This is a genomic window from Sphingobium indicum B90A, assembly GCF_000264945.2.
Classification (GTDB): domain Bacteria; phylum Pseudomonadota; class Alphaproteobacteria; order Sphingomonadales; family Sphingomonadaceae; genus Sphingobium; species Sphingobium indicum.
This window is the reverse complement of sequence record NZ_CP013070.1, coordinates 2,665,551-2,690,700: the sequence shown is the minus strand read 5'-3', so window position 1 is coordinate 2,690,700 and position 25,150 is coordinate 2,665,551. Positions and strand designations below refer to the sequence as shown.

Here is a 25,150-nt window from a genome sequence, read left to right as displayed (position 1 = left end):
GCTTTAGGGAGAGATAGAAGGGGTCGCCTGCCCGGCGGCCCCTTTTTCGTATCTTGAGCTCAGCTACAGCTTCGCTTGGCATCAATACCGCTCGGTGAGCAATCTCGCGTTGGACCCCAGAGCGTCCTCCCTGCTCCAGCGGGAATGTTACGTATAAGTTTCATTATTGACAATCATGAAACTTATACGTAAGGAGAATGCGAGGAGGTCACTTGTGATGACCGACAACATTATCTATCTTCATGGAAAACCGACAGAAATTGCTCAAACCACGCGCGTAGGATTTCGCGAGCAAGGGTTGTGCGAACAGCTTTTAAGCGCCAACAAACTTTCAAGTCGTAGGTTTGTTTTAGACGCGGCGACTGAAGGCACCCGTCGGCAAAAGAGCCTGATGCGGTCGCTTAAGGATCGGCAGGCAGAGATCATTCTCGATACTAACTGTGCTGAATTGAGTGTGCCCGGTCGCTTCTCTGGTTCCATGAAATCCGCGCCTTGGGCTGCGGAAGGGCGCCTCCTTGAAGCCGCCGATTTCACGCCTGGAACCAATCGCAGTGTGATCGAACCAATTGCGCGGCATGTCGTGAAAAGTGAGGTTGCTGCCGTCCTTTCTCCTGCCCATTTTTTGGGCGAGAGCAATCGGAATTGGCGCGTAATCGACCTGAAATCCTGTGAGGCCCTTCGTAAGGCGCTGGATCAATATGGTGGTAATCACATTCCGATCGATTATCCAATTATCGCATCCTATGCGCAGTTTCGTGATCCAACCTTTCGAAAAGCTCTGCGCGAGGATCTCCGCAACATGCCGATTGATCGCGTTTGGCTTCGCATTTCGGGCTTTGGTGGAAGCGCAACTGGCGTGGGCATCTCGCGATTCATCGAAGCATCGGCGGATTTCCATGAACTAGGCATCCCGCTCATTGCCGACTATGTCGGGGGGATTGCTTCTCTTGCTGTCGCTGCTATGGGCGGGGTTAGCGGTTTTGCGAGCGGACTCGAAGGTAAGCAGCGATTTGATACGTCCACTTGGCTGAAGCCATCAGAAAGCGGCGGAGGTGGTGGGTCCAAGCGGATTTTTATAGCGGGTTTGGATCGCTTTGTGTCGACTTCAGAAATGCGTGAATTCTTCGACGGAACACGAACCTCTCGACAGTTGTTCGGGTGCTCTGATCCTTCCTGCTGTGGTGACATCGACAAGATGCTCCGGAACCCGGAGGCGCATCATGCCGTTCAAACAAGCCATCTCGTCAAAAGCTTATCTGACATGCCAGAGTCGCTTCGCGCCGAGCAGTTTTTAGAGAAGCATCTTTTAGAACGCGTGAAAATCGCGGGAAGGGCGAACAAAATTCGCAACATGGATGGTGACATCAGAAAAAAGATTGAGTCTTCATCTAAGCGCCTTGAACTCGCCTATGAGGCATTGTCCGGCCTCCATTATCGCGTGGGTGCTATTGCACCTCCTGCAGAAGCCAAATTTCGCCGCGGATCGCGGCAGAACGATCTATTTCAAGAAGGGTCATCATGACTGCTGCTAATCTTCATCGTGAAACAGCGGTATCCCGGCTGGTTGGAGAACTTAAGGCCATGGGCGGTCTTAAGGGTCGCGACTTAGCGAATATGCTCGGCGTGTCGCCACCCACCGTCAGCCGTTGGAGCAAGGGTGAAGCAGATCCCACCATCGACAAGCAGACTGCAATGGCCCAATTGCGCTGGGTCGCTGCCAGGCTTGCGGACTTCTATGAGCCGGATGAGGTACGGCTGTGGCTTCAATCTCCGCATCCGCAACTCGATGGCTTGCGTCCTTATGACTTGATCGTGGATGGACGCACGGCCAAAGTTCTTGAGGTGATCGAGCGATTGGACAGCGGAGTCTACCTTTAAGTGGACCGCCGGCGCGCACTTGATGACAGGCTTCTTGATCTCGTAGGTGCCATCGACGCCCAGCCGTTCAGTGGCCCAATGTGGCGGGTCGTAAGAACCGGACGCGACGTACTCGACGGCTCGCGTGGATCAGGTCGGTGGAACACATCGGAAATGTCCGTCCTATATGGCGCAGCCAAGCGTGAGGGAGCGATCGCTGAAATATACTTTCACCTGAGCCGTGGACAATCGGTGTTCCCCTCTCGGATGCGCCACGACGTGTTCGAACTCACCATAAAGATGCAAAAAGCGCTCATTCTTGCGGACGAGGGGCAGCTTAAACGATTGGGCGTAGATGATAGTCGCTATCGCGAATTGCTGTATACGCGCACACAGGAGATTGGTGCCGCTGCGGCTTTTCTTGGTTTTGATGGCTTGATTGTCCCATCAGCGCGCTGGGATTGCCAAAACATAATATTATTTCTGGACGCTATTAATCTCGACGAAGTGCAGAAGGTCTCCGTTCAGTCAGTTGATTGGAATGCTTGGAAACAATCCAATTCATGATCTGCGTCCTGCGGCGGTACTCTACATCTCCTCGGAGCAGTTATTTTTCCAGCTTATGCCTGTCTTATGGGATAACGTTATTTGAGAGTGGACGGACCCCATCCCCCCCCTCAAACCCGCCGAAACGGAAACGGCGCCACCGTCCGCTCATAGCCATGCAGATCCAGCGCCCGCGTCACCGGCGGCAGGGCGCGATCCGGACAGCCCCGCCGCTCGCATAAATGACATGTCGGCCCAACCCCGGTCGCCGCGCCTTTCTCGAAATCGATCCCGTCGGCATGCACGATCCGCGCCCCATGCTTCGCCTCGCAGCCCAGCGCGATCACCGACCGCCCCCGCGCTCCGCCTTCCCTCGGCAATCCCACGGTCAGGCTGACGAAGCGCCGCCCGTCCATCGTCTCGATCAGTTGCGCGGCCACCGCATCGGGCGCCTGCTCCTCATGCGCGTCCCAGCGCGGGCAGGTGCCCCCCAGCCGCGCAAAGGGCCACGCCTCCCCGTCGAAGCGCTTGGACACGATGCCCGCCCGGTCCACCTTCGCCATGAAGAAGGGCACGCCCCGCGCCCCCGTCCGCCCCAGGCTGGTCAGCCGGTGCGCCAGTTGCTCCATCGACACGCCGAAGCGCGCCCGCAGCAGCGGCAGGTCGTGCCGGCTCTGCTCCGCCGCCTTGGCGAAACGGTCATAGGGCATGATCAGCGCCGCCGCCGCATAGTTGGTGAGCGCGATTCCCGCCAGGCGGCGGCTGTCTTCGTCCGGCGGCCCCGCCCGCGCCACCTGCGCGGCGATGGCGTCCGCCAGTTCCTGCGCGCAAAGCTGATAGGCCACCGCGAACAGCCGCCCCGAAGAGGCCAGCCGCTCGCTCAGCAACAGCCGCCGCCGGTGCATGTCATAATGGCGCAGCGTTCCCGCCAGCACATCCTCCCGCACGATCTGCACGGCCATGCCATGCCGCTCCTTCAGCCGCGCCCGGATGCCCGCCTGCAAGGCGGAAGGATCGTCGCCCAGTTCCCCCGCCAGCGACTCCGCCGCCGCATCCAGTTCCGCGAAATGATTGCCCGCCTTCGCCATGGTCTCGCGCAACCAGTCGAGCGGCGCATGCAGCGGCGCCACGCTCCCCGGCGCGCCCGACAATCCTGACGCCACCTGCTCCGGCAGGCGCCGCAAATCGCTGAGCGCCCGGTAAAATCGCCCGATCGCCTCGCTCACCCCCGGATAATTTTCCGCGACCTCCAGCACTTCGTCGCGGGCGATGCCGATGTCGCGCACCAGCGCGTCGGACAATATCTCGCTGAGCGCGCTGGCGGCCCCTTCCTGCGTGCTGGCGACGAAATCGCGAATGTCGATGTCATAGACATTGGCCAGCCGCAGCAGCATCTGCGCCGTCAACGGCCGCTGGTTGCGCTCCAGATGGTTGAGGTAGCTGGGCGACACCCCCAGTTCCTCCGCCATCCGCGTCTGGTTGAGGCCCAATTCCCGCCGCAACACCCGCAGCTTCGGCCCAAGATAGAGTTTCCGGTCATCCGCCATACTGTCACCATGTCAAAAAATGACACTATGAACAAGTCACCGCATGACACCGCCTCACTAATCGGCCTTCATTGACCGACTCGTTCATGGTTTGATGCGTCATCCCAACGGAAAGGAAGACCCATGGAAACGACCGAAGCACCCCAGCCCGCCCGCTCCCGCGCGGTTTTCTCCCAGGAGGATTTCGGCCTGATCCGAACCGCCATCGCCCATTATCTGCGCGAGGTTCAGGACAAGCCGGAATCTGTCAAATACGCCAATCTCTACCACCGCCTCGGCCGGGTGAGCTGAGCGTTTCAGGGTTCAGGAGAGGGAAGGGCGCGGCGGAAAAACCGACCGCGCCCTTTTCCCGTCAGAACAGCCGCGTCAGCCCGTAAAAGGCCGCGCCGATCGCCGCCGCCGCCGGCAGCGTCACCACCCAGGCGACGATGATGCTCGACGCCACGTTCCACCGCACCGCCGACAGCCGCCGCGAAGCCCCGACGCCCACGATCGCGCCGGTAATGGTGTGGGTCGTCGACACCGGCACGCCCAGATGCGTCGCCATGAACAGCGTCAGCGCCCCGCCCGTCTCCGCGCAGAACCCCTGTCCGGGCGTCAGCCGCGTGATCTTCGACCCCATGGTGTGGACGATCTTCCACCCGCCCAGCAGCGTCCCAAGGCCCATCGCCGCCTGGCAGCTCAGCACCACCCAGAAGGGCACATGGAACCCGCCGGTCAGCATGCCCTGCGAATAAAGCAGCACCGCGATGATCCCCATCGTCTTCTGCGCATCATTGCCGCCATGCCCCAGCGAATAGAGCGATGCCGACACGAGCTGCATCTTGCGGAACACCCGGTCCGCCCCCTGCGGCGTGAAGCGCCGGAAAATCCAGCTTACGATCAGCACCAGCAGCAATGCCAGAACCAGCCCGATGGCGGGAGACATCACGATGGCCGCGCTGGTCTTGAACACCCCGCTCCACACCACGGCGGAAAGCCCTGCCTTGGCCGTCCCCGCGCCCAGCAACCCGCCGATCAGCGCGTGGCTGCTGGATGACGGGATGCCCAGCCCCCAGGTGATGAGGTTCCACGCAATCGCCCCCATCAGCGCGCCGAAGATCACCGCCGGATCGATGATGCTGGCGTCGACAATGCCCTTGCCCACCGTCTCCGCCACATGCAGGCCAAAGAAGAGGAAGGCGATGAAGTTGAAGAACGCCGCCCAGGCGACCGCATATTGCGGCTTCAAGACCCGCGTCGACACGATGGTCGCGATCGAATTGGCGGCGTCGTGCAGCCCGTTCAGGAAATCGAACAGCAGCGCGACGCCGATCAGCGCGACCAGCAGCGGAAAGGCGATTTGGGCGTCCATATGAGTGTTCCGGCCGGATCAGGCGTGGTCGATGACCAGGCCGGAAATCTCGTTGGCGACGTCCTCGAACCGATCCGTCACCTTCTCCAGATGGCTGTAGATTTCATTGCCGACGACGAAATCCATCGGATTGCCCTGCCGCGCCTGGTTGTAGAGCGCCTTCAGCCCCGCTTCATGCAGGATGTCGGCATGCCCCTCCAGCTTCACCAGCCTTTCGGTCAGGTCATGCAGCCGGGCCGAATTCAGGTTCAGCGACCGCAGCAGCGGCATCGCCTCCGCCGTGATCCGCGCGCATTCGACGATCAGCGCGCTCATGTCTTGCATCTGGGACGGAAATTCCTTCACCTCGAACAGGGCGATGGCCTTTGCCGTCTGGTTCATCTGGTCGATGGCGTCGTCCATCACCCCGATCAGCCCGGTGATGGCGCTGCGGTCGAAGGGCGTCACGAAGATGCGGCGCACGTCCTGCAGCACTTCGCGGATGATGTCGTCCGCTTCATGCTCGCGGTCCGAAATCTCCTTGATCTGGGCGTCCATGTCCGGCCCGCCCTTCAGCAGCCTGGCGAGCGCATCGGCGCCGGTGACCAGGGTCGCGGCATGATCCTCGAACTGCTCGAAAAAGCGCCCTTGCTTGGGCATCAGCGCGTGAAACCAGCGCAGCATTCCAGTCCTTTCGCTTTGCCATTCCTTGACCCGCAGCAACGTCCGCACGAACAGGCCGGGATCCCGGGGCGGTTCGCGGAAAGCGGCGATGATGGATTGCAGATCGGGTTCGTCGACGGCCTTTGCAGCTTCGGCAACGGGGAACCAACGCAGTTCCCGCTGCCCTTGTTCGGGCCATTGCGGCAACTGGCCGGTCACTGCAAGCGGGAAAACCTCGACCGTCGCCTCTTTCGTGTCGCCGCGCCGCCGTTTCTTGTCATAACGATAGCGGCCGAGCGGCGCGGGGCAGGCAATGCCGTGGATGCCCGCTTCCTCATAGGCTTCCAGTTCGGCGGCGCGGTGCCCGGCCATGCCCTTGATGCGATTGCCCTTGGGGATCACCCAGCGCCGCGTGTCCCGCGACGTGATCAGCAATATGCGCATCGACCCGTCCGGGCCGGTCGCATAGGGAAGGGCGGCGATCTGACGCATCAGCCGCCCTTATGCGCCGCTCGGCGTTCATGACTGATGAATGGCGGCCCCTGAATCACCGGCGCCTTGTAACAAAATCGTCACATTGCGCAATCGATCCACGCGTCAGATCGACAGCCGCGCCGTGATGCGGATGTCCCGCCCTGCCAGGGGGGCGTAATCTTTCAGGAAACTCGCCGCCCGCCGCGCCTCGACATCGAAGATGTTGTTGGCGGACAGGGTGATGGTCGTCCGCTCATTTCCCTTGATCGGCTTGAAGGACAGGGAGGCGTTGACCAGCGTGAAGCCGTCGGTGGGCGTTTCGGTGTCGGCGATGCGGTTCTGGGCGAAGCTGCGCTCGACTTCGCCGCGCAGGCTCAGCCGGTCGCCCTGCAATTCCACGCCGCCCAGCAGGCGAAGCGGGGGTATGCGCGGCGCCGGACCCGACCCGACGATGGTGGCCCGGACATAGTCCGCCACGCCGTCCAGATTGACGGCATAGCCGCCCACCTGCCCTAGCTTCACCGTGCCCTCCGCCTCGAAGCCCAGATAGCGGGCGTCGGCCTGGAGGTTCTGGTAGCAGGGGAAGTCGAGCGGCTCTCCGCCATTTGCCGCCATGCAGACGCTGTCGTCGGCCAGCGAATCGTAGATATAGCCGTCGAACCAATTGTGATAGGCGGACAGCGAGACGGTATAGCCATTGCCCTGGCCGCGCAGCGTGCCCTCGACGCCCCAGCTCTTTTCCAGCCCGAAATCGGGATTGCCCAGTTCGAAGGCCTGCGTTCCGGCATGGTTGCCGCGCGCGAACAGTTCCTCGGCCGAAGGGGCGCGCTCCGTGCGGGACAGGTTCAGCCCGACGCGCCAGCCCGGCACGATTTCCTGGCTGACCCCTAGCGATCCGGACAGCGCATCGAAGCTGCGGCGATAGGCGGGATTGAGCAGCGTCTCGTCCGCGTCCGCCCCGACCCGCGTATGCTCATAGCGTCCGCCCAGTTCCACCCGCGTGGTGCCAAGGTCGAAGGATTGCAGCGTGAAGAAACCCAGTTGCTCCGTCTCGTTGCGCGGCAGGAACTTCTCCTCCCCCACGACGTGGAAATTGCGGGCGAAGAATTGCGCGCCGATTGCGCCGTCCCATCCGCCGCGCTTGGCCTGCACCAGTTCCAGCCGCGATTCGATGGACTGGTTATAGAAGGTCGTGCCGACCTCGCCCGTCTCCTCGATCTCCTGATGCTGGTAATCGGCAAAGCCAGCGCGCAGGCGGATTGATTCCAGGAAGCCGCCATTGACCGGCAGTTCGGCGCGCAGGTCGGCGCGATCCTGCTTCATGTGCAGCCGCACCTCTTCCGCTTCGCCGTCGGGGTCGAGCGAATAGCGGACGGGCACGCCATAGAAATTGTCGGTATGCGCGACCGAAAAGCCCAGATTGCCGCCATCGGTGATCAGCGCCGCGCCGCCCGCCACTTCCCAGGTGCGCGCCGCGCTGTTGGGCAGCTTGCCGCGCAGATTGGCCAGATCCTCAATCTCCGGATCGCCGCTCAACGCCGCCTGCGCGCGCAGCGCTGGCGTCAGGATATAGCTGCCGGTGTCCAGGTCGCCGCTCTTGGAATAGCTGCCGTCGAAATGGACCACGAACCTGTCGCCGACGGGCACCTCGATCTCGCCCGATCCGGTGCGCTCATTGGCGGCGCTGCCATAGGTGGCGATGCCCTCGACATGGATCGGCTCGTCGGGCACGCGGCGGGGGATGCGGCTGTCGATCACATTGACCACGCCGCCAATGGCCGAGGAACCGTAGAGCAATGCCGCGGGGCCGCGCAGCACCTCTATCCGGTCGGCGGTAAGGGGGTTGATCGCCACGGCATGGTCGACCGAAGTGTTCGACACGTCGAAGCTGCCGATGCCGTCGGTCAGGATACGCACGCGTTCCCCCTGGAAACCGCGCAGCACGGGGCGGGAAGCGTTGGGACCGAAGGAGGTCGCGGAGACGCCCGGCTGGCGCGCCAGCGTGTCGCCGATGGTGGGACGCAGCGACCGGGTGAGTTCCTGGCCGGACACCACGGACGTCCCGGAAAGAATATCGCCCTGCCGGCGGGGAATGATGGCGGTGACGATGATGTCCGCTCGTTGATCATGATAGGCTTGCGGCGCCGCATCGGCGGGCGCGTCCTGGGCGAAGGCGGGAAGGGCGGCAGACAATGCGGATAGGGCGCAACCGGCACGCAGCACTGCGGAACGATACATTCGGTTCGTCATCCTTGATTGGGAAAGAGACGCGCTCTCCTATCTGAAATGATATAGCATATCAATACCGCTTCGGCGCGCAATGGATCGCTTCCCCGCGGAATCCCCCCAACCAGTCGCGTGGAGCGATCAGAGAAAGAGGAATTCGGCCAGCGCAGCGGCGGCGGGGGCGCTTTCCGGGCGGAGCGCCTGGCGCACTTCTATGGCGGGCAACGGACGTTCCAGCGCGATCCGCCTGATCCCGGTCATCCGTCCCAGGTCGCGGGCGAGCGGGCCGAAGGCGGCGAAACAGCCGGCCCCTTCGCGCAATATGGTCATGATGTCGAACAGATTGTCGGTTTCCAGCACCGGGTCGCCCAGCCGGATGCCGCCGCGCAGCAGCGCCTCGTCGATGATCCGCCGCAGGCCGTTGTGCGCCTCCATCGCCAGCGTCGGCATGGCGGCGAGCTCGCCCGTCGCCACGCTGTCGCGACGGGCGAGCGGATGGTCGGCGCCGGCATAGAGGTTGATCTGCTCCGACCAGCCATAGCGGGATAGCGGCTCGTCCGTTTCGCCCAAGGCATAGAAATAGGCGATGTCGGCCTTGCCCCGGCGCAGCGCCCAGGCGGCTTCGTCGGCCAGGTGGATCGTCAGGTCCAGCGTGATGGCGACGTCGTCATTCGCCGCCTCGAACGCGGCCAGCGCTTCCTGGAAGTGGCCGAAGACCGGCGCTGGCGCGGCCAGGACAATGCTTTGCCGCGATGAGGAGGATTCCGGCGGAGCGGCGGCGGGGACAATGCCGTCCGCCTGGTCGACCTGCCAGTTTTCCGGCCGGTCCTGCGACAACAGGGTCATGGCCTCCGCCGTTTTCCGGCCGGCGGCCGTCAGGCGAGGAGCGCCGGCAAGATCGTCGAACAGGCGATAGCCCAGGCGCAGCTCCAGCGAGGCCAGGTCGCGTGCCACGTCATCGGGCGTGACCCCCAGGTCGCCGGCGCAGCGCGAGAGGCTGCCCGATGCCACCATCTGCGCGAATATATCCAATTGGCGCAGGGAAGGCGTGGCCATGACCCCTGATAGTGCAAATATGGCGCGGGGTTAAGGCCGATATTGGGTGAATATCGCTTTGCCATATTGACGAAGGCCGCCCAAAGATGGCAGGGCGCTCAGCCTGACGGGCGGGTATAGCTCAATGGTAGAGCACTAGCCTTCCAAGCTTGTGATGCGGGTTCGATCCCCGCTACCCGCTCCATCCCCTCATGGAGGCCCGTCGACGTCATGGGCGACATCGTCAACCTGCGGCAGGCGCGCAAGGCGAAGGCGCGGGCGGACAAGGAGCGCCGGGCGCAGGGCAATCGCGTCAAGTTCGGCCGGACCAAGGCGGAACGTCTGGCCCTATCGGCGGAAGAAGAACGCAGCAGGCGGCAGATCGACGGCGCGCGCCGTGACAATCGGGATGATGATCCCAAATAATGGATCGCAATCTTCGCGCTGCTGGCAGAGGCTGAAGAGTAGAAACCGCCCAATAGAAATGAACGCCTGTTAATATTGACCAAGGTCGGATCATTTCGTCGGTGCTTTGGCTCGATTGATCGGGAATATCCTGCGCGTTTTGCGCTGAATCGTGAAGTTCGCGGGTTCAACCCTGGCTATGACTGGACGTATTCGCTCACTTCGCCCCGCCAGGGCCGCGATTGCCGCTGTTCTGGCTTTCAGTTCGCCAACGCTGCTCGCGCAGGACGTCGTGTCGCCCGGTCAGCCGGCGATCGCCAACGCTTCCCCCGAACCGGCGCCCCCGGCGGCCTCCGCTCCGACATTCGCGCCGGCTCAGCCCGTGGTCCAGGCGACGCCATCGGTCGAAGAACGCCTGGAGGCCGCCATCGCGGCCGCGCAAGCAGAGGAGAAGACGCAGACCGCTGGCGCAGCGACCGGGGCGGAACGGAGCGCGCCCAAGCCCGCGGCGCGCGCGGCGGCACGAGCCGAGCCGACCGCGCCGCCCGCCCGCGTCGAGCCCCCGGTGCAGCGCGAGGCACCGTCCCCGACGCCTCCTGCCGAGGCATTTGCGCCCGCCGCGCCCGCGACGCAGGCTCCTGTTCCGCCGTCCGAAGCCGGGATCGATCCGGCATTGCTTTGGGCATTGGGCGGCGGCTCCTTGCTGATGGTTGGCCTGGGCGGAGCCGCTTTGTTGCGCAGGCGCAGGCGTCGCGAGGGGCAGTGGGAAGGGCAGGAGCATTGGGAGGGCGAGGTGATTCAGCCCATGGAACCTGCCGCGACGACCGCGCCCGCCATGCCGCCGATGACCCCACCGCCCGCCGCCGCTGTGCCGAGCGAGGAGGAACGCACATTGGAGGCGATGGTCGCCGCGCCGCCCAGCGCCGACAACCCGTTCCGCACGCATGCCAAGCGCATGACCCGGGCGAAATTCCTGCTCGCGCAACGGCAGAGGCAGGCAGAAACGCCGATGGTCGAGGAAACCGCGGCAGCACCGGCCGAATCGTCCCGGCCTGCGCCGGCGGCCACCCAGACGGTTTATCGTTTCGGTTCCGACCGGCGGCGCGACGGCGTCTTCAAGCCGCGGACAAGCTGAGTTCCTTCGGATTCCGTGAGGAAAGGGGGATGCCGGTCCCGATCGGCATCCCCTTTGTCGCGAGATAGTGCGGCGCATCCGGTTGCCTTGAGCCGTCCGGCCTGATACCGGCCCGCCGGTAATCGCATGGCCGCCCAGGCCCGCCCTCAAGGAAAGTTGCCCATGTCCGACAAGATCAACCGCATCGTTCTTGCCTTCTCAGGTGGGCTGGATACCAGCGTGATCCTGAAATGGCTGCAACAGACCTATCAGTGCGAGGTGGTGACCTTCACCGCCGATCTGGGCCAGGGCGAGGAACTTGAACCGGCCCGCGCCAAGGCCCGGCTGATGGGCGTCAAGGAAGAGCATATCTTCATCGACGACCTGCGCGAGGAATTCGTCAAGGACTATGTCTTCCCGATGATGCGTTCCAACGCGCTCTATGAGGGGCTTTACCTGCTCGGCACGTCCATCGCCCGCCCGCTGATCGCCAAGCGCCAGATCGAGATCGCGAAGCAGGTCGGCGCCGACGCGGTGTCCCACGGCGCGACCGGCAAGGGCAATGATCAGGTCCGCTTCGAACTGGGCTATTACGGCCTCGCGCCCGACATCAAGGTGATCGCCCCCTGGCGCGAATGGGATTTGACCAGCCGCACCAGGCTGATCGAATTCGCCGAAAAGCATCAAATTCCGATCCCCCGCGACAAGCGCGGCGAAAGCCCCTTCTCGACCGACGCGAACATGCTGCACACCTCGTCCGAGGGTAAGGTGCTGGAAGATCCGTGGGAGGAAACCCCGGACTATGTCTATTCGCGCACGGTCAATCCGGAGGATGCGCCCGACGCGCCGGAATATATCACCATCGATTTCGAGCGCGGCGACGGCGTGGCGATCAACGGCGTCGGCATGTCGCCTGCGACGCTGCTGGAGACGCTCAACGACTATGGCCGCAAGCATGGCATCGGCCGCCTCGACCTGGTCGAAAACCGCTTCGTCGGCATGAAGTCGCGCGGCATGTACGAAACGCCGGGCGGCACCATCTATCACCTCGCCCATCGCGGGATCGAGCAACTGACGCTCGACCGGGGCGCGGCGCATCTGAAGGACGAGTTGGCGCCGCGCTATGCCGAACTCATCTATAACGGCTTCTGGTTCTCGCCGGAGCGCGAGATGCTCCAGGCCGCCATCGACCATAGCCAGGAGAAGGTGACGGGCACCGTCCGCCTGAAGCTCTACAAGGGCGGCGTCTATGTCGTCGGCCGCAAGTCGCCCTATTCGCTCTACAGCGAGAAGGTCGTGACCTTCGAGGATGACGCGGGCGCCTATGACCAGCGCGACGCGGCGGGCTTCATCAAGCTCAACGCGCTCCGCCTGCGCCTGCTGGGCCGCCGCGACCGCTGAGGAATTTTCGTCGCCCGATACAAATTGCGACATTTTATCGGGTGACGTGACAAAATTGCGGGACAAAACTTCCCGATAAGCGTCTTCAAGGACGGCAGGGCGCCGTTCGTGACAGACGCTTTGAAGGAAAATCCCATGATCCGCAAATTCATGACCACGGTGGCGCTGGGCTCGCTGTTCGTCGGCGGGCTCGCTGCATCCCATCTCGCTTTCGCTCAAGACGCCGGACCGCGCGGCGGCGGCATGCTGATGATGGCCGACGCCGACAAGGACGGGGCCGTCACCAAGGCGGAATTGACCGCCGCCCTCGAAACCCGCTTCGCCAGGCTGGACGCCAACAAGGACGGCAAGCTGGACCAGGCGGATCGCGACATGCTCCGCCAGCAGCGGCTCGATAAGCGCTTCGCCGCGCTGGACGCCGACAAGAACGGCCAGATCAGCAAGGCGGAATTCGCCGCCGGGCATCAGGGCCGGGACGGCATGCGCGACCGCATGGGCAAGCCCGGCGGGCCGGAAGGGCGCGGCTGGCGCCACCGCGGAGGGGGGCATCATGATATGGGAGAGGGCATGCGCGGCGGTCCGGGTGATGCGGTGAAAAAGGACGGCATCACCAAGGCCGAGTTCCTGGCCCGTCCGCTTGCCCTGTTCGACAAGGCCGACGCCAATCATGACGGCAAGGTGACCGCCGAAGAGATGAAGGCGGCGCGCCAGGCCTTCCGCGACGGGTGGAAGGACCGCAGGGCGACGCCGCCCGCCAATTGAGGGTAAAGGGCGAAGGCGCTGATTTGCAGGCCTCGCCCTTCCAACCCGCCCCAAGCCATGACAAGAAGCGGACCATGAGCGAACGACCCCATCTGCTGCTCGTCGATGACGAGCGCTCGATCCGCGAGCCGCTGGCGCAATATCTCGGCCGCAACGGCTTTCGCGTGACGGCCGTCGAAAATGCGGCGGAAGCGCGGGTTCGCCTCAACGCCAACGCCATCGATCTGGTGATCCTGGACATCATGATGCCGGGCGAGGACGGGCTGTCGCTCTGCCGCCATATCCGCGAGACCAGCGAGATTCCGGTGATCCTGCTCACGGCGAAATCGGAAGAGACGGACCGCATCGTCGGGCTGGAGATGGGCGCCGACGATTATGTGCTGAAGCCCTTTTCCCCCCGCGAACTGGTCGCCCGCATCAAGGTGATCTTCCGCCGCGTCGCGACCGGCGGCCAGCGCGTCACGGCTCCCGACGGCGCCACCTATGCCTTTGCGGGCTGGCTGCTCAAGACGCAGGAGCGCACGCTGGTCGACGGTGAAGGCGTGGCGCTGCCGCTTTCCACGGCGGAATATAATCTGATGCTGGCCTTCGCTACCCGGCCCAATCAGGTGCTGAGCCGCGACCAGTTGCTGGACATCACCCAGGGGCGGGAGGCCAACGCCTTCGACCGGGCGATCGACAACCAGATCAGCCGCCTGCGCAAGAAGATAGAGCCGGACCCCAAGAACCCGACGCTGATCAAGACGGTCTGGGGCGGCGGCTACACCCTGTCGGCGGACGTGCGCAAGCTGTGAGGCGGCTGCGCCTTTGGCCGCAGGGCGTCGTCGGCCAGATCATCATCCTGGTCGCGCTGGCGCTGTTCGTGGCGCAGGCGATCAATTTCGCCCTGCTGCTGCGCGAGCGGCAACGGATCGAACTGACGGCGCAGACGGCGCCGGGCGTCTACCGCATCGTCGATGCGCTCGACAACCGGCCGGACCGGCGCGGCGGGGATGAGGCGGACCGGCGGGGCCGGGTGCGCTTCCTGGACGCCGCCCCGTCCTTGCCGGGGCAAGCCCGGCCGGATGTCGAGCGCCGCGCCCGGGCGATGTTCGACGATGTCGGCCTTTCGGTCCGCTCCATCCATGCGGTCGAACAGAACCGGCCGCTGCCCATGCGGCGCTGGGACAATTTCCGCCTGCGCGCGGACGGGGACAGGCACGCCCCCATGCGCATGACGCGCCTTGCGATGGCGGTCGAATATCAGCCGGGCAAATGGGCGCTGACGCAGACGCGCATCGGGGGCCGGCCGCCGCGCTTCGGCGGCTGGCTGGTGGGGCAGACGCTGATCCTCTATGCCATCGTGCTGCTGCCGCTGCTTTGGGTCGGGCGCAGGCTGGCGCGGCCGTTGAAGCAGTTGACCCGCTCGGCGGAGCAGTTTGCCCGCACCGGATCGGCCGATGCGGTGGAGGAGCGCGGCCCCGGCGACGTGCGGCAGCTCACCATGGCCTTCAACGCGATGCGCAGCCGCATCTTCGCGATGCTGAACGAGAAGGACCGGATGCTGGGCGCCATCGGCCATGATCTGCGCACGCCGCTGGCCTCGCTGCGGGTGCGCGCCGAATCGGTGGAGGACGAGGGCGAGCGCGCCCGCATGTCCGAGACGATCGACGAGATGAACCGGATGCTGGAGGATATTCTCTCGCTGGCCCGCGCAGGGCGCAGCAGCGAAGCCCGGCAGAAGGTCGACCTGTCGGCGCTGGCCGATGCCGTGGTCGAGGATTTTCTGGAACTCGGTTCCCCGGTCGATCTGGCCGACAGCGAGCGCGTGGTGGCCGATGTCCGGCCCCAGCAGATCAGGCGGGCGCTGCGCAACCTGATCGAAAATGCCATCGTCTATGGCGAGCGGGCGCATGTCTCGGTCGAAAGGGCGGACGGCGCCATCCGGCTGATCGTGGCGGATGACGGGCCGGGCATATCCGAGGAGCGGATGGAGGAGATGATGGAGCCCTTCACCCGGCTGGAGGGCTCTCGCAATCGGGATACCGGCGGGGCGGGCCTGGGGCTGGCGCTGGTGCGGGCGATCATGATCGAACATGGCGGCGCGCTGAAACTCGCCAATCGGGCGCAGGGCGGGTTGGAGGCGAGCCTGGTCCTGCCCGCCTGAAAACGGCGCTTTTCCGCCGAAGTTCACACTATATGCGCGCGCGTGCCTGGGCGCGCGTAGGCGTCGGGCGCAATGTGTCGGACGTTTCAAAGAGGGATGGGGGATAGGCCGGGCGGCGGACGGTAGGACAGGCCGGATTGGCTGATGTTGGGAAAATAGGACATTTTGTCAGGAGCCTGTTGCCCTTGGGCCACATGGGCTTTTCTGCGGCGGCCTCTAGGCAAGGTCGAGGAGGGGCTGAAATTCGCCAATCCAGATATACCCCTCCCGCAGGCGGGAGGGGGGATGACGGGAAGCCGCCCATGGCAGCGGTCCGGCTCAGTGCTTGCCGGGCTTGTTCGACGTGCCCGGCGCCGTCGGGTTGATCAACTGCGCGCCTGCGGGGAGGCTGGTGCCGCCCATGTCGAGCTTGCGGGCTTCGGTCCGCGCCATGGTCATCGGATTGTCGCGTTCCCTGATCGCGGCCCTGGTTTCGGCGTCGGCTTGTTCGTCCGCATCGCCGCCATTCGCGCCGTGGCTCCACCCCAGGATGATCGACATGCGCCGGTTGCGCGGGTCGTAGACGTCGCCCTTCGCGAAGGGTTCGCGGTCGGCCACGCCCTCGATCCGGGCGAAGCGGTCGTTGCCGATGCCGCTCGCGGCCAGCGCCTTGCGCGTGGCTTCGGCGCGGGCGGAGGAGAGCATCCAATTGTTCATCGTCTGGCCGGCGCTATAGGGCAGGCCGTCGGTATGACCGCGCACGATCAGCGGATTGGGCATGGTCCGGATCGTCGCCGCGACCTCGTTCACCAGTTCCCGCGCCTGCGGCAGCAGCCGGTCGGTGCCCATGGCGAACATCGCGAAGTCCGCCTCGTCGATCAGGTCGATGCGCAGCCCTTCGTGCGTTTCGGTGAAGCGGATATTCTTCAGCAGCTTGCGGATGCCCTGGCGGCGGGCCATGCGCGCCTCCAGTTCCTTCCTGATCGATTCGAACTTGGCCCGATCGGCGGCCTTGGTGGCCTTGCCGCCCTGGTCCTTGGTGCCCGATGCGTCGCGGGGGATGGTGATGGCGAGATTGCCCTGGCCGCCGGTGGTCGGATAATTTTCCTTCGCCGTCATGCTGTCGCCGCCGAACATGCCGTTCGACCCGGCGGAGCCTTCCTTGAGCTGCACCAGCGTCGGCGTGAAATAGTCGGCCAGCCCCTTGCGCTGCTTTTCGGTGGTCGCGCCCAGCAGCCACATCAGCAGGAAGAAGGCCATCATCGCCGTCACGAAGTCGGCATAGGCGACCTTCCATGCGCCGCCATGATGGCCGCCATGCCCTTCCACCACGATCTTCTTGACGATGATCGGCCGGGGTTCAGGCTCGTTCGCGCCGCGCTTCTTCTCGGCCATGGCTTATTTGCCCCGCATGCCGTCGAACACTTCGGCGAAGGCCGGCTGGTTCGCATGGGTCAGGCTGGAGCGCGCCGCCTCTATCACCAGCGGCTGCGGATGGCCGTGCAGGGAGGCGACGATGATCTGCTTGACGACATGGTACATCGACCCGTCCGCCTCGATCACGGCGCGGCAGCGATTGGCGAAGGGATTGACCATGCCATAGGCGAGCAGAACGCCCAGGAAGGTGCCGACCAGCGCCGAACCGATCATGCCGCCCAGGATCGCCGGCGGCTGGTCGATGGACCCCATGGTCTTCACCACGCCCAGAACCGCCGCGACGATGCCGAGCGCGGGCAAGGCGTCCGCCAGCCCCTGCAGATTGTCGGCGGGGCGCAGCGCTTCGTGATGATGGGTCTTGAGCGCATTGTCCATCACCTCCTCGACCGCATGCGGGTCGAGCGTGCCGGAGGAGACGACAACCAGCCGCAACGTGTCGCTGATCAGGTGGATCAGCGTCTTGTCGCCCATCAGGCGCGGATATTCGGAGAAGATGGTGGAGCTTGCCGGATCCTCGATATGCGGTTCCAGCGCCACCGGGCCTTCGACGCGCAGCGTCTTCATCAGCTTGGAGACGAGGAAGATGCAGTCCAGGAAATCCTGCTTCTTGTATTTCGGCCCCTTGAACACCTTGCCCAGGCCGCCGCCCAACGCCTTCAGGTCGCTGCCCGAATTGCCGATGATCAGCGCGCCGACGGCCGCGCCGCCGATGATGATCATTTCATGCGGAAGCGCGTGCAGAACCGGACCGATGTCGCCGCCTGTAAAGATGAAGCCGCCGAACACCATGGCGAGCAGCACGACCAGGCCGATGATTGCGAACATGATTATCCCCGAAATTCTGCCCGAAGGCGCCGTCTTGATCGAAGCATCGCATGAGAGACGCTCTCGATTGGTTAATACGGCTTGGCGATGCCGTGATTTAGGGTGCGGGCCGAAAAAACCATGAGGATGCTTTTTACCGGAAAGTCGCGGTTTTGGACGGTGTATCCGTATTCTCGTCATCCCCGCGAAGGCGGGGATCCATCTCCCACAAGAATGCGCTTGGCGCGGCGTCAGGAGATGGGTTCCCGCCTTCGCGGGAACGACAGGGAATTGCGGTTGCCGCTTACCCCTATTTGATCAGGTCGAACAGCGTCTGCTGGTTGATCCGGGCGAAGGCGGATTGGGCAGCGTCCAACTGGAGCAGCTTGGCCGAAACCGAGGAGATGACTTCGGTCAGATCGGTCGATTCCAGATCGGCCCGCCGTTCCTTGAGGTCGATGTCTATGTCGGTGAGGCGCGTGCCGATCACGTCCAGCCGGTCGCTGCGCACGCCCTGCTTGGTCTGTTCCAGGACGACGTGATTCTGCGCCGCCTTGACGGCGTCCAGCGCGGCGACGACGTCCGCGTCCACGCCGCCTTGCAGGGCGGTGATGCTCTGGCCCAATATGGCGTCCAGCGTCATCGGCGTGCCGCCGACGTCGATGCCTTCGGACACTTCCTGCCGGGTGCCGACCACCGCCAGGTTGAGGCCGCGGCTGACCGGAACCAGGACGCTCTGCCCGTCGTCGAAGGTCGGGACGCCGTTATAATCCTTCTGGTTGAGCAGCGCATCGATGGTCGTGCGGATCGTCTTCATTTCCTCGACGATGGCGGTCTTGCTGGCGTCGTTCAGCGCTCCGTTGCGGGCGGCCGTCAGCAATTCCTGCGCGCGGGTCAGCAGCGTGTTCATCTCCTGCAGATTGGCTTCGGCCGTGGCGGCCCGCGCCGTGCCGGTGCTGACGTTGGACTGCCAGGCCGCCTGCTGCGCCTGCGCCCGGCCGATGTCCGACACCTGCACCCAGGCGAGCGCGTTTTCCGACGGCCTGGTCAGCGTCTTGCCGGTCGAAATGGCGGTCTGGCCGTCGACTATGCCCTGGGAAAGCTGCTGCTGACGACGGATTTCCGCCAGAAGGATCTTGTTGGTGATGCCTACCATGGTTCGGTTCCTTGCCTTCAGATGATCTGCAGGATCGCGTCGACGGTTTCCTTCGCGACCTGAAGGATCTTCGCGCAGCCCGAATAGGCCTGCTGGATGCGCAGCAGGTCGGCCGCCTCCATGTCCAGGTCGACGCCGCTCACCGCTTCGCGCGCGGCCACGGCCTGGTCGCTGCGGCTCTGTGCGGTGGTCTGCTCCGCCTTGGTGGAGGAAAGCAGGTTGGCGTGCGTCGCGATCAGCGCGGTCCAGCCCTGTTCGACGCTGCCATTGCCGCGCAGCACCGTGGATACGGTCAGCAGATTGCCGTTCGCCGTGCCGTCGCTCGATTTGACGGCAAGCTGGGCGGGGTCGCTGATCAATGCGGTGACCGTCGCGGCGCTGGCGCCGGACAGCAGCGGCGCGCCCGCAGCGCCGGGGCTGCCGTCGGTCAGGCCCTGCGCATGCCAGGCGTTCATGTTGGCGACGAACTGCTGCGCCAGCGTGTCGAGGCTGGCGCGGCGCTGCGAGACCGTGCCCGCGGCCGAAAACAGCCCGCCCAGCGTGCCGCTGGTCGGCGCGGCGAGGGCGGCGCCCGCGCTCGTCGCCAGGGCCAGCGTGCCGTCGGCGTTGACGGTCAGCGCCAGCGGCGTGGCGGCGTCGCCCTGCACCAGCGTCTGGCCGTTCAGCGTCACCTGCGCCTGGTCATGCGTGCCGAAGCTGACGTCGATATTGAGGTTGGACGACAGCGTGCCAAGCGCCGCGTCCCGGCTGTCGAGCAGTTGCGCATAGGCCGACGTGCCCGGCTGCGCCCGCAGCAGGCTGTTGTTGATGTCGGCAAGGGCGGAGAGCGCCTGGTTGATCGTCGTCACGGACGCCTGCGCCTCCGTCGCGATGCCGCTCGACACCTGCACCAGGTCGGCCGCCGTCTGGTTGAAGGCCTGGGCGACGCGGCCGATGCTGTCCAGCGTCGTCACGCGCAGCGATTTGTCGTTGGGGCTGGCGGCCAGCTTGTCCATATTCTGGAACATGCCGGTCATCAGTTGGCCGATGCCGGTTTCCGTGTCGTTGAGCGCGGTTTCCGAATCGGTCAGCCAGCGCATCCGCGCCAACGCGCTGCCAAGCTGCGTGTTGGTGTAGCGCACCGTCGCGTCCAGATAGGGATCGGTGGCGCGGTTGACGCTCTTGACGTCGGTGCCGCCGAAATTGGCGCGGGAGATGTAGACGGCCATGGTCGCGGTGGACGAACCGGATTCGACCGTCGTCACCGACCGGCGCGAATAGCCTTCGGTGCTGGCGTTGGCGATATTCTCCGACACCGCCGCCATGGCGGTGCGATAGGCCTTCGTGCCTGAGGCGCCGATGATGAAGAGGTCGCTCATTCAGCCTTGTCCGCCGGGCCGGTGGGCGCGGATGCGCCGGGCCTGGCCCCGAACTGGCGCATCAGCATCTCCGCGATGCCCAGCGTGCCGCGGCTGGCCATGCTGTCGGCGGTGCGGGCGTCGGCCATGTCGCGAAACTGGTCGGTCGCGCTGGAATCGCTGATGCCCTCGGCCAGGCTGGCCGAGCGCATCGCGCCCATCATCTGGCGCAGGAAGATCGCCTCGAACTGCTGCGCGGCCTTTTCGAGGCCTGCCTTGTCCTGCGTTCCGCCCGGCTGGGTCGCCGTTCCTGTCGTCGCACCGATCTGCATCACAACACCACCAGTTCAGCCTTGAGCGAACCTGCCTGCTTGAGCGCTTCGAGGATCGCGACCATGTCCGCGGGGGAGGCGCCGATGGCGTTCACCGCCTTGACTATATCGGCCAGAGAGGCCCCACCTTTAAAATTAATCATCGGCCGCTTTTCCTGATCGATCGAAATCGAACTGGATTGCTCGACCGCCGTCTGCCCTCGCGAGAAGGGGGCGGGCTGGACGACGCGGGGCGATTCGTTGACGCTGACCGTGATTTTCCCGTGCGCGATGGCGGCGGGGTGGATCTTCACCGCGCCGTTGATGACGACGGTGCCGGTGCGGGCGTTGACGATGACCTTGGCGGGCGCGTCGGCGGGCGCGACCTCGATATTCTCGATCAGGCCCATCATCATGATGCGGTCGGTCGCGCCGGGCGCTGCGTCGATGGAGACGGAGACCGCGTCCGTCGCCCTGGCGCGGCGGTCGCCGAAGGTGCGGTTGATGCCGTCCGCCACGCGCAGGGCCGTGGTGAGGTCGGCTTCGGAGAGGTTGAAGGTGAGCGTGGGAGCGGTGTCGAAGCCGGTGGCGACGGCGCGCTCCACCGTCGCGCCGCCCGGAATCCGGCCGGCCGAGGGGATGTTGACCGACACCTGGCTGCCGTCCGCGCCGGACACGCCCAGGCCGCCGACGGCCAGATTGCCCTGCGCCATGCCGTAAATCTCGTTATCCGCGCCGCGCAGGGGCGTCATGATCAGGGTGCCGCCGCGCAGCGACTTGGCCTTGCCAAGGGCGGAGACGGTGACGTCGAGCCGCTGGCCGGGCTTGGCGAAGGCGGGGAGGTCGGCGGTGACCAGCACGGCCGCCGCATTTTTGAGCGCGGGGTTGATGCCCTGCGGCAGGGTGAGGCCGAAGCGCGAGACGACGCCCTTCATGCCCTGCGTCGCATAGTCCAGGCTGTCGTCGCCGGTGCCCGCGAGGCCGACGACGATGCCGTAGCCGGTGAGCTGGTTCGGACGGACGCCCTGGAATGTGCCGAGATCCTTGATCCGCTCGGCATGGGCCGGAGCGGCGAGGAGGGCGAGGGCGGTGAGGATGGCGATTATGGTGCGGTGGAAGGCTTTGCTCCAAACACTCTTGTCATTCCCGCGAAGGCGGCAATCCATCTCCAGCCGCATCCCCAGGCGCAAGGCCGGGAGATGGATTCCCGCCTTCGCGGGAATGACGGAAAGGAAAGGGTGCGAGAAGGAGGCCATGGGACGTTCCATCAGAAGGGGCTGATCATGGAGAAGAAGCGCTGCAGCCAGCCCTGGCGGCTGGCGCGGGCGATTTCTCCCTTGCCGGTGTAGATGATCTTCGCGTCGGCCACGCGGGTCGATGCGATGCGGTTGTCCGGGCCGATGTCGGCCTGGCGGACGAGGCCGCTGATCTGGATAAATTCGTCGCCGCGATTGAGCGTCAGCGCCTTTTCGCCCTTCACCAGCATCGTGCCATTGGGATAGGTCGCCGCGATGGTCACGGTGATTTCGCCGTTCAGGGCATTGGACTGTGTGGCGGCGCCCTTGCCGGTGAAGGCGTTGCTGCCGCTGGAGCCGATGTCGCTGGCGGAGAAGATCTTGGACAGCGGGCCGGTGCTGGGCGGGGTCAGCGCGATGCTGCCGTCGCGGCTGGTGTCGGCGCTGTTGCTCTTGGTCGCCTGGGTCCGTTCGACCAGGACGATGGTGATGATGTCGCCCACGCTGGTCGCGCGCGCACCGCTGGTAAGCGGGGTATAGCCCATCGACGCCTGGAAGATCGAACCGTTCGCCGCCGGGGCGGCAGGGGCGGCAACGACCGAGGGGGCATAAAATTGCCGCTCGGCATCGCGCTTCTTGCCGGCCATGGCCGGGGAGGCGGCGAGGGCGGCAAGCGCCAGTCCGAATATCATTCGTCCTGAGCGAAGTCGCAGGATGCGGCCGACCGACGGGGAGGCCACTTCGACAGGCTCAGTGGAGGGCTTCGACAGGCTCAGCCCGAACGGATTATGTGGCGAGAACATGGTTAGGCTCACAACTGCTGGTTGGCATATTGGAGCATTTCGTCGGTCGCCTTGATCATCTTCGAATTGACCTCATAGGCGCGCTGGGTTTCGATCATGTCGACCAGTTCCTCGACCACGTTGACGTTCGAGGTTTCGAGATAGCCCGCGCGCACGACGCCGCGCCCGTCCAGACCCGCGACGCCGACCTGCGGCGTGCCGCTGGCGGCGCTTTCCTTGAGCAGGTTGCCGCCCACCGAGGTGAGCCCGCCCGGATTCATGAAGCTGGCCAGTTCGATCTGGCCGAGCTGGGTCGGTTCGGTCTGGCCCTGAAGCGTGGCGGAGACGGTGCCGTCATTGCCGATGGTGACGCTGGTCGCGCCCTCCGGCACGGTTATCTGCGGGATCAGCGGCAGGCCGTCGCTGGTGACGACGACGCCTTCCGCCGTGGTCGTGAAATTGCCGGCGCGGGTATAGGCGATGGAGCCGTCGGGCTGCTGCACCTGGAAATAGCCGGAGCCCTCGATCGCCATGTCCAGCGTGTTGCCGGTCTGGTTCAGCGTGCCCTGCGCGTTGATCTTGCTGGTGCCCTGCAGGGCGACGCCGGAGCCGAGGTTGAGGCCGGTGGCGAACTTGTTCTCGCTGTCGCTGTTCGCGCCCGCCGCCACGATCTGCTGATAGGCCAGCGTCTCGAAATCGGCGCGGTCGCGCTTGAAGCCGGTGGTGTTGACGTTCGCCAGGTTGTTGGCGATCACGCGCATCTTCGTGTTCTGCGCGTCGAGGCCGGTGCGGGCGACATGAAGGGCGGCGTTGGTCATCGTCTATCTCCGTGAGGCAGGCTCATGCGGGCATCAAAGCAAGGGTCGTGCCAGATTAACCGTTAATCCAGGCGCATCAGCGAGGCGCCGCCGTCATCCAGTTGCTTGGCGGTGTCGATCATCTTGATCTGGGTTTCCCAGGCGCGGCTGGCCTCTATCATCTGGACCAGCGCCGATGTGGCGTTGACGTTCGATCCTTCCAGCGATCCGCCGGTCACGGTGGCGATGGGATCGTCGGGCAGGACGCCGCCATTCGCTTCGCGGAACAGGCCGTCCGTGCCCTTGGCGATGCTGGAGCCGACCGGGTTGACCAGCTTCAGCTTGTCGACCTGCTGCGGATTGGCGGGGTCGCCGCCCTGCGGCACGCCCCAGATGCTGCCGTCCTTGGCGATGGAGACGCTGTCCATCTGCGGCAGGGTGATGGGGCCGCCCTCGCCCAGCACGACCAGGCCGTCGCCGGTGGTGAGCAGGCCGTTGTCGCTGACCTTCAGGTCGCCGCGGCGCGTATAGGCTTCGCCGCCGTCCGGGGCCTGGACGGCGAGCATCGCATCGCCGTTCATGGCCACGTCCAGCGGATTGCCGGTTTCGGTGACCGCGCCTTGCGCCATGTCGGCGGCGATCACCTGTTCGGATGCCTGCGCCCGCGTGTTGAGGTTGTCGCCCTTGATCCAGCGCGTCTCGGCATTGGCGATTTCCGCGCGAAAGCCGGTGGTGTTGACGTTCGCCAGATTGTTGGAGATCGCCGCCTGCCGCGCCATCGCGCCGCGCATCGCGGTGAGTGCCGTGTTGACGAGCCGGTCCATGGGGGTTCCTTCGCAGGTCTTTTATGCAGTGTGTTCCTGCGTAGGCAGGAACCCAGTTCAGACGGCGGGACTGGGCTCCTGCCTTCGCAGGAGCACGTTACCTACCGAGGCGAACTATTACGTCCGCATGTTGACGATGGTGGTCGACAGCGTGTTCGCCGCCTCGATCGCCTTCGAGTTCGCCTGGAAGTTGCGCTGGGCGGAGATGAGGTTCACCAGTTCTTCCGTGATGTCGACGTTGGAGCGTTCCAGCGCGCCGGAGCGGACCGAGCCGAACAGGCCGCTATTGCCGGTGCCCAGCATCGGCGCGCCGCTGGCGTTGGTGGCGGTCCAGTGGGCGTCGCCGCTCTGGCGCAGCCCTTCCTGGCTGTTGAAGGCGGCGATGGCGGTCGCGCCCAGATAGACGGTGGAACCGTCGGCGTAGACGCCGGTGATCTTGCCTTCTTCCGACACGCCCACGCTGGTGAGCTGGTTGCCGGTGCCGCCGTCGGGCCAGTTGGTCGGGATCTTGAGATCCGTGAGCGAAGCGGGGGTCAGCGTGCCGGTCACCGTGGGCGCGCCGGTCGTGGGATCGAGCGGAATGACCTGGAGCCGGGCGCCGGTGGTGTCGACGACATAGCGGTCCTCCTCCACCGAGAAGGCGCCGTTGCGGGTATAGCCGATTTGGTCGTCGGCGCTGCGCTTCACCGTGAAGAAGCCTTCGCCGGTGATGGCGAGGTCCAGCGTCTTGTCGGTGGTTTCGATGGTGCCCTGCGTGAACTGCTGGCTGATGCCCTGGGTGCGGACGCCCTGGCCCGCGACCTGCGTGGTGGTCTGCATCGGCGCGGCGGCGAAGATGTCGCCGAACACGGCCTTGCTCTTCTTGAAGGCGGTCGAATTGACGTTGGCGACATTGTTCGCCGTGGTCGACAGGTCGGTCTGGGCGGCCTTGAGGCCGGAAAGCGAGATGTAGAAGGACATGGCGTTGCTCCTTGGGTGA

General features: G+C 64.9%; 25 protein-coding genes and 1 tRNA gene. 11 read left to right on the top strand and 15 right to left on the bottom strand.

Annotated features, from left to right (window positions below; all coding sequences use genetic code 11):
- Positions 1–217 precede the first annotated feature (217 nt).
- The 3 genes from SIDU_RS19380 (at position 218) to SIDU_RS13050 (ending at position 2,424) form a co-directional block, all read left to right on the top strand.
- Positions 218–1,522: a hypothetical protein gene (locus SIDU_RS19380; protein ID WP_129965428.1), complete on the top strand. Its 1,305-nt coding sequence runs from the start codon at positions 218–220 to the stop codon at positions 1,520–1,522.
- Positions 1,519–1,878: an antitoxin Xre/MbcA/ParS toxin-binding domain-containing protein gene (locus tag SIDU_RS13055; protein WP_037508357.1), complete on the top strand. Its 360-nt coding sequence runs from the start codon at positions 1,519–1,521 to the stop codon at positions 1,876–1,878. Before SIDU_RS19380 ends, SIDU_RS13055 begins: the two co-directional genes overlap by 4 nt.
- A gap of 78 nt (positions 1,879–1,956) precedes the next feature.
- Positions 1,957–2,424 (top strand): RES family NAD+ phosphorylase, encoded by a 468-nt coding sequence (locus tag SIDU_RS13050; RefSeq protein WP_257787153.1) that lies wholly within the window; start codon positions 1,957–1,959, stop codon positions 2,422–2,424.
- 110 nt (positions 2,425–2,534) lie between these two features.
- On the opposite strand, the gene SIDU_RS13045 is transcribed toward SIDU_RS13050, so the two are convergent.
- Positions 2,535–3,950 carry a helix-turn-helix domain-containing protein gene (locus tag SIDU_RS13045; RefSeq protein ID WP_007682548.1) on the bottom strand — a complete coding sequence of 472 codons (1,416 nt, stop codon included), beginning with the start codon at positions 3,948–3,950 and terminating at the stop codon, positions 2,535–2,537.
- Positions 3,951–4,073: 123 nt separating this feature from the next.
- On the opposite strand from SIDU_RS13045, the gene SIDU_RS19820 reads away from it, so the two are divergent.
- The gene (locus SIDU_RS19820; RefSeq protein ID WP_007682549.1) at positions 4,074–4,241 is read left to right on the top strand and encodes a hypothetical protein; all 168 of its coding nucleotides are present in this window, start codon (positions 4,074–4,076) and stop codon (positions 4,239–4,241) included.
- Positions 4,242–4,302: 61 nt separating this feature from the next.
- Here the strand turns inward: SIDU_RS19820 and SIDU_RS13040 are convergent, their stop codons facing one another.
- The 4 genes from SIDU_RS13040 to SIDU_RS13025 form a co-directional block, all read right to left on the bottom strand.
- Positions 4,303–5,304 (bottom strand): inorganic phosphate transporter, encoded by a 1,002-nt coding sequence (locus SIDU_RS13040; protein WP_007682550.1) that lies wholly within the window; start codon positions 5,302–5,304, stop codon positions 4,303–4,305.
- Positions 5,305–5,322: 18 nt separating this feature from the next.
- A complete protein-coding gene (locus tag SIDU_RS13035; protein WP_007682552.1) occupies positions 5,323–6,438 on the bottom strand; it encodes a DUF47 family protein in 1,116 nt (371 codons plus the stop codon).
- Positions 6,439–6,543: 105 nt separating this feature from the next.
- Positions 6,544–8,658, bottom strand: coding sequence for a TonB-dependent receptor domain-containing protein (locus SIDU_RS13030; RefSeq protein WP_007682553.1), 2,115 nt, complete (start codon positions 8,656–8,658; stop codon positions 6,544–6,546).
- Between the two features lie 129 nt (positions 8,659–8,787).
- On the bottom strand, positions 8,788–9,702 hold the full coding sequence (locus tag SIDU_RS13025; protein ID WP_007682555.1) for a LysR family transcriptional regulator: 915 nt from the start codon (positions 9,700–9,702) through the stop codon (positions 8,788–8,790).
- Positions 9,703–9,812: 110 nt separating this feature from the next.
- On the opposite strand from SIDU_RS13025, the gene SIDU_RS13020 reads away from it, so the two are divergent.
- The 7 genes from SIDU_RS13020 to SIDU_RS12990 all read left to right on the top strand — a co-directional run bounded on the left by SIDU_RS13020 (position 9,813) and on the right by SIDU_RS12990 (position 15,509).
- Positions 9,813–9,886: transfer RNA gene (locus tag SIDU_RS13020), tRNA-Gly, on the top strand.
- 26 nt (positions 9,887–9,912) lie between these two features.
- Positions 9,913–10,107 carry a DUF4169 family protein gene (locus tag SIDU_RS13015; protein WP_007682557.1) on the top strand — a complete coding sequence of 65 codons (195 nt, stop codon included), beginning with the start codon at positions 9,913–9,915 and terminating at the stop codon, positions 10,105–10,107.
- 178 nt (positions 10,108–10,285) lie between these two features.
- Entirely contained in the window at positions 10,286–11,221 is a 936-nt protein-coding gene (locus SIDU_RS13010) for a hypothetical protein (protein WP_025772138.1), read from the top strand.
- Positions 11,222–11,383: 162 nt separating this feature from the next.
- The gene (locus SIDU_RS13005; protein WP_007682561.1) at positions 11,384–12,601 is read left to right on the top strand and encodes an argininosuccinate synthase; all 1,218 of its coding nucleotides are present in this window, start codon (positions 11,384–11,386) and stop codon (positions 12,599–12,601) included.
- A 135-nt stretch (positions 12,602–12,736) separates the two neighbouring features.
- Positions 12,737–13,363 carry an EF-hand domain-containing protein gene (locus tag SIDU_RS13000; protein WP_007682563.1) on the top strand — a complete coding sequence of 209 codons (627 nt, stop codon included), beginning with the start codon at positions 12,737–12,739 and terminating at the stop codon, positions 13,361–13,363.
- A 74-nt stretch (positions 13,364–13,437) separates the two neighbouring features.
- Positions 13,438–14,157, top strand: a complete 720-nt coding sequence (locus SIDU_RS12995) for a response regulator (RefSeq protein WP_007682565.1) — start codon at positions 13,438–13,440, stop codon at positions 14,155–14,157.
- Positions 14,154–15,509 (top strand): sensor histidine kinase, encoded by a 1,356-nt coding sequence (locus SIDU_RS12990; protein WP_007682566.1) that lies wholly within the window; start codon positions 14,154–14,156, stop codon positions 15,507–15,509. Before SIDU_RS12995 ends, SIDU_RS12990 begins: the two co-directional genes overlap by 4 nt.
- A 318-nt stretch (positions 15,510–15,827) precedes the next feature.
- Here the strand turns inward: SIDU_RS12990 and SIDU_RS12985 are convergent, their stop codons facing one another.
- From SIDU_RS12985 to SIDU_RS12940, 10 genes are all read right to left on the bottom strand, one after another.
- Positions 15,828–16,883, bottom strand: a complete 1,056-nt coding sequence (locus SIDU_RS12985) for a flagellar motor protein MotB (protein WP_007682569.1) — start codon at positions 16,881–16,883, stop codon at positions 15,828–15,830.
- Positions 16,884–16,886: 3 nt separating this feature from the next.
- Entirely contained in the window at positions 16,887–17,750 is an 864-nt protein-coding gene (motA, locus tag SIDU_RS12980) for a flagellar motor stator protein MotA (protein ID WP_007682571.1), read from the bottom strand.
- 289 nt (positions 17,751–18,039) lie between these two features.
- The gene (locus SIDU_RS12975; RefSeq protein WP_007682573.1) at positions 18,040–18,885 is read right to left on the bottom strand and encodes a flagellin; all 846 of its coding nucleotides are present in this window, start codon (positions 18,883–18,885) and stop codon (positions 18,040–18,042) included.
- Positions 18,886–18,902: 17 nt separating this feature from the next.
- Complete coding sequence (gene flgK / locus SIDU_RS12970) at positions 18,903–20,243, bottom strand: flagellar hook-associated protein FlgK (RefSeq protein ID WP_007682575.1); 1,341 nt, start codon at positions 20,241–20,243, stop codon at positions 18,903–18,905.
- Complete coding sequence (locus SIDU_RS12965) at positions 20,240–20,554, bottom strand: rod-binding protein (RefSeq protein WP_007682577.1); 315 nt, start codon at positions 20,552–20,554, stop codon at positions 20,240–20,242. The genes flgK and SIDU_RS12965 overlap by 4 nt, the downstream gene beginning before the upstream one ends.
- Positions 20,554–21,789, bottom strand: coding sequence for a flagellar basal body P-ring protein FlgI (locus tag SIDU_RS12960; RefSeq protein WP_007682579.1), 1,236 nt, complete (start codon positions 21,787–21,789; stop codon positions 20,554–20,556). The genes SIDU_RS12965 and SIDU_RS12960 overlap by 1 nt, the downstream gene beginning before the upstream one ends.
- A gap of 11 nt (positions 21,790–21,800) precedes the next feature.
- Positions 21,801–22,460, bottom strand: a complete 660-nt coding sequence (locus SIDU_RS12955) for a flagellar basal body L-ring protein FlgH (RefSeq protein ID WP_007682581.1) — start codon at positions 22,458–22,460, stop codon at positions 21,801–21,803.
- Positions 22,461–22,579: 119 nt separating this feature from the next.
- The gene (gene flgG / locus SIDU_RS12950; protein WP_007682583.1) at positions 22,580–23,368 is read right to left on the bottom strand and encodes a flagellar basal-body rod protein FlgG; all 789 of its coding nucleotides are present in this window, start codon (positions 23,366–23,368) and stop codon (positions 22,580–22,582) included.
- Positions 23,369–23,430: 62 nt separating this feature from the next.
- Complete coding sequence (flgF, locus tag SIDU_RS12945) at positions 23,431–24,171, bottom strand: flagellar basal-body rod protein FlgF (RefSeq protein ID WP_007682585.1); 741 nt, start codon at positions 24,169–24,171, stop codon at positions 23,431–23,433.
- A 117-nt stretch (positions 24,172–24,288) separates the two neighbouring features.
- Positions 24,289–25,131, bottom strand: coding sequence for a flagellar hook-basal body complex protein (locus tag SIDU_RS12940; protein WP_007682587.1), 843 nt, complete (start codon positions 25,129–25,131; stop codon positions 24,289–24,291).
- Positions 25,132–25,150: the final 19 nt, after the last annotated feature.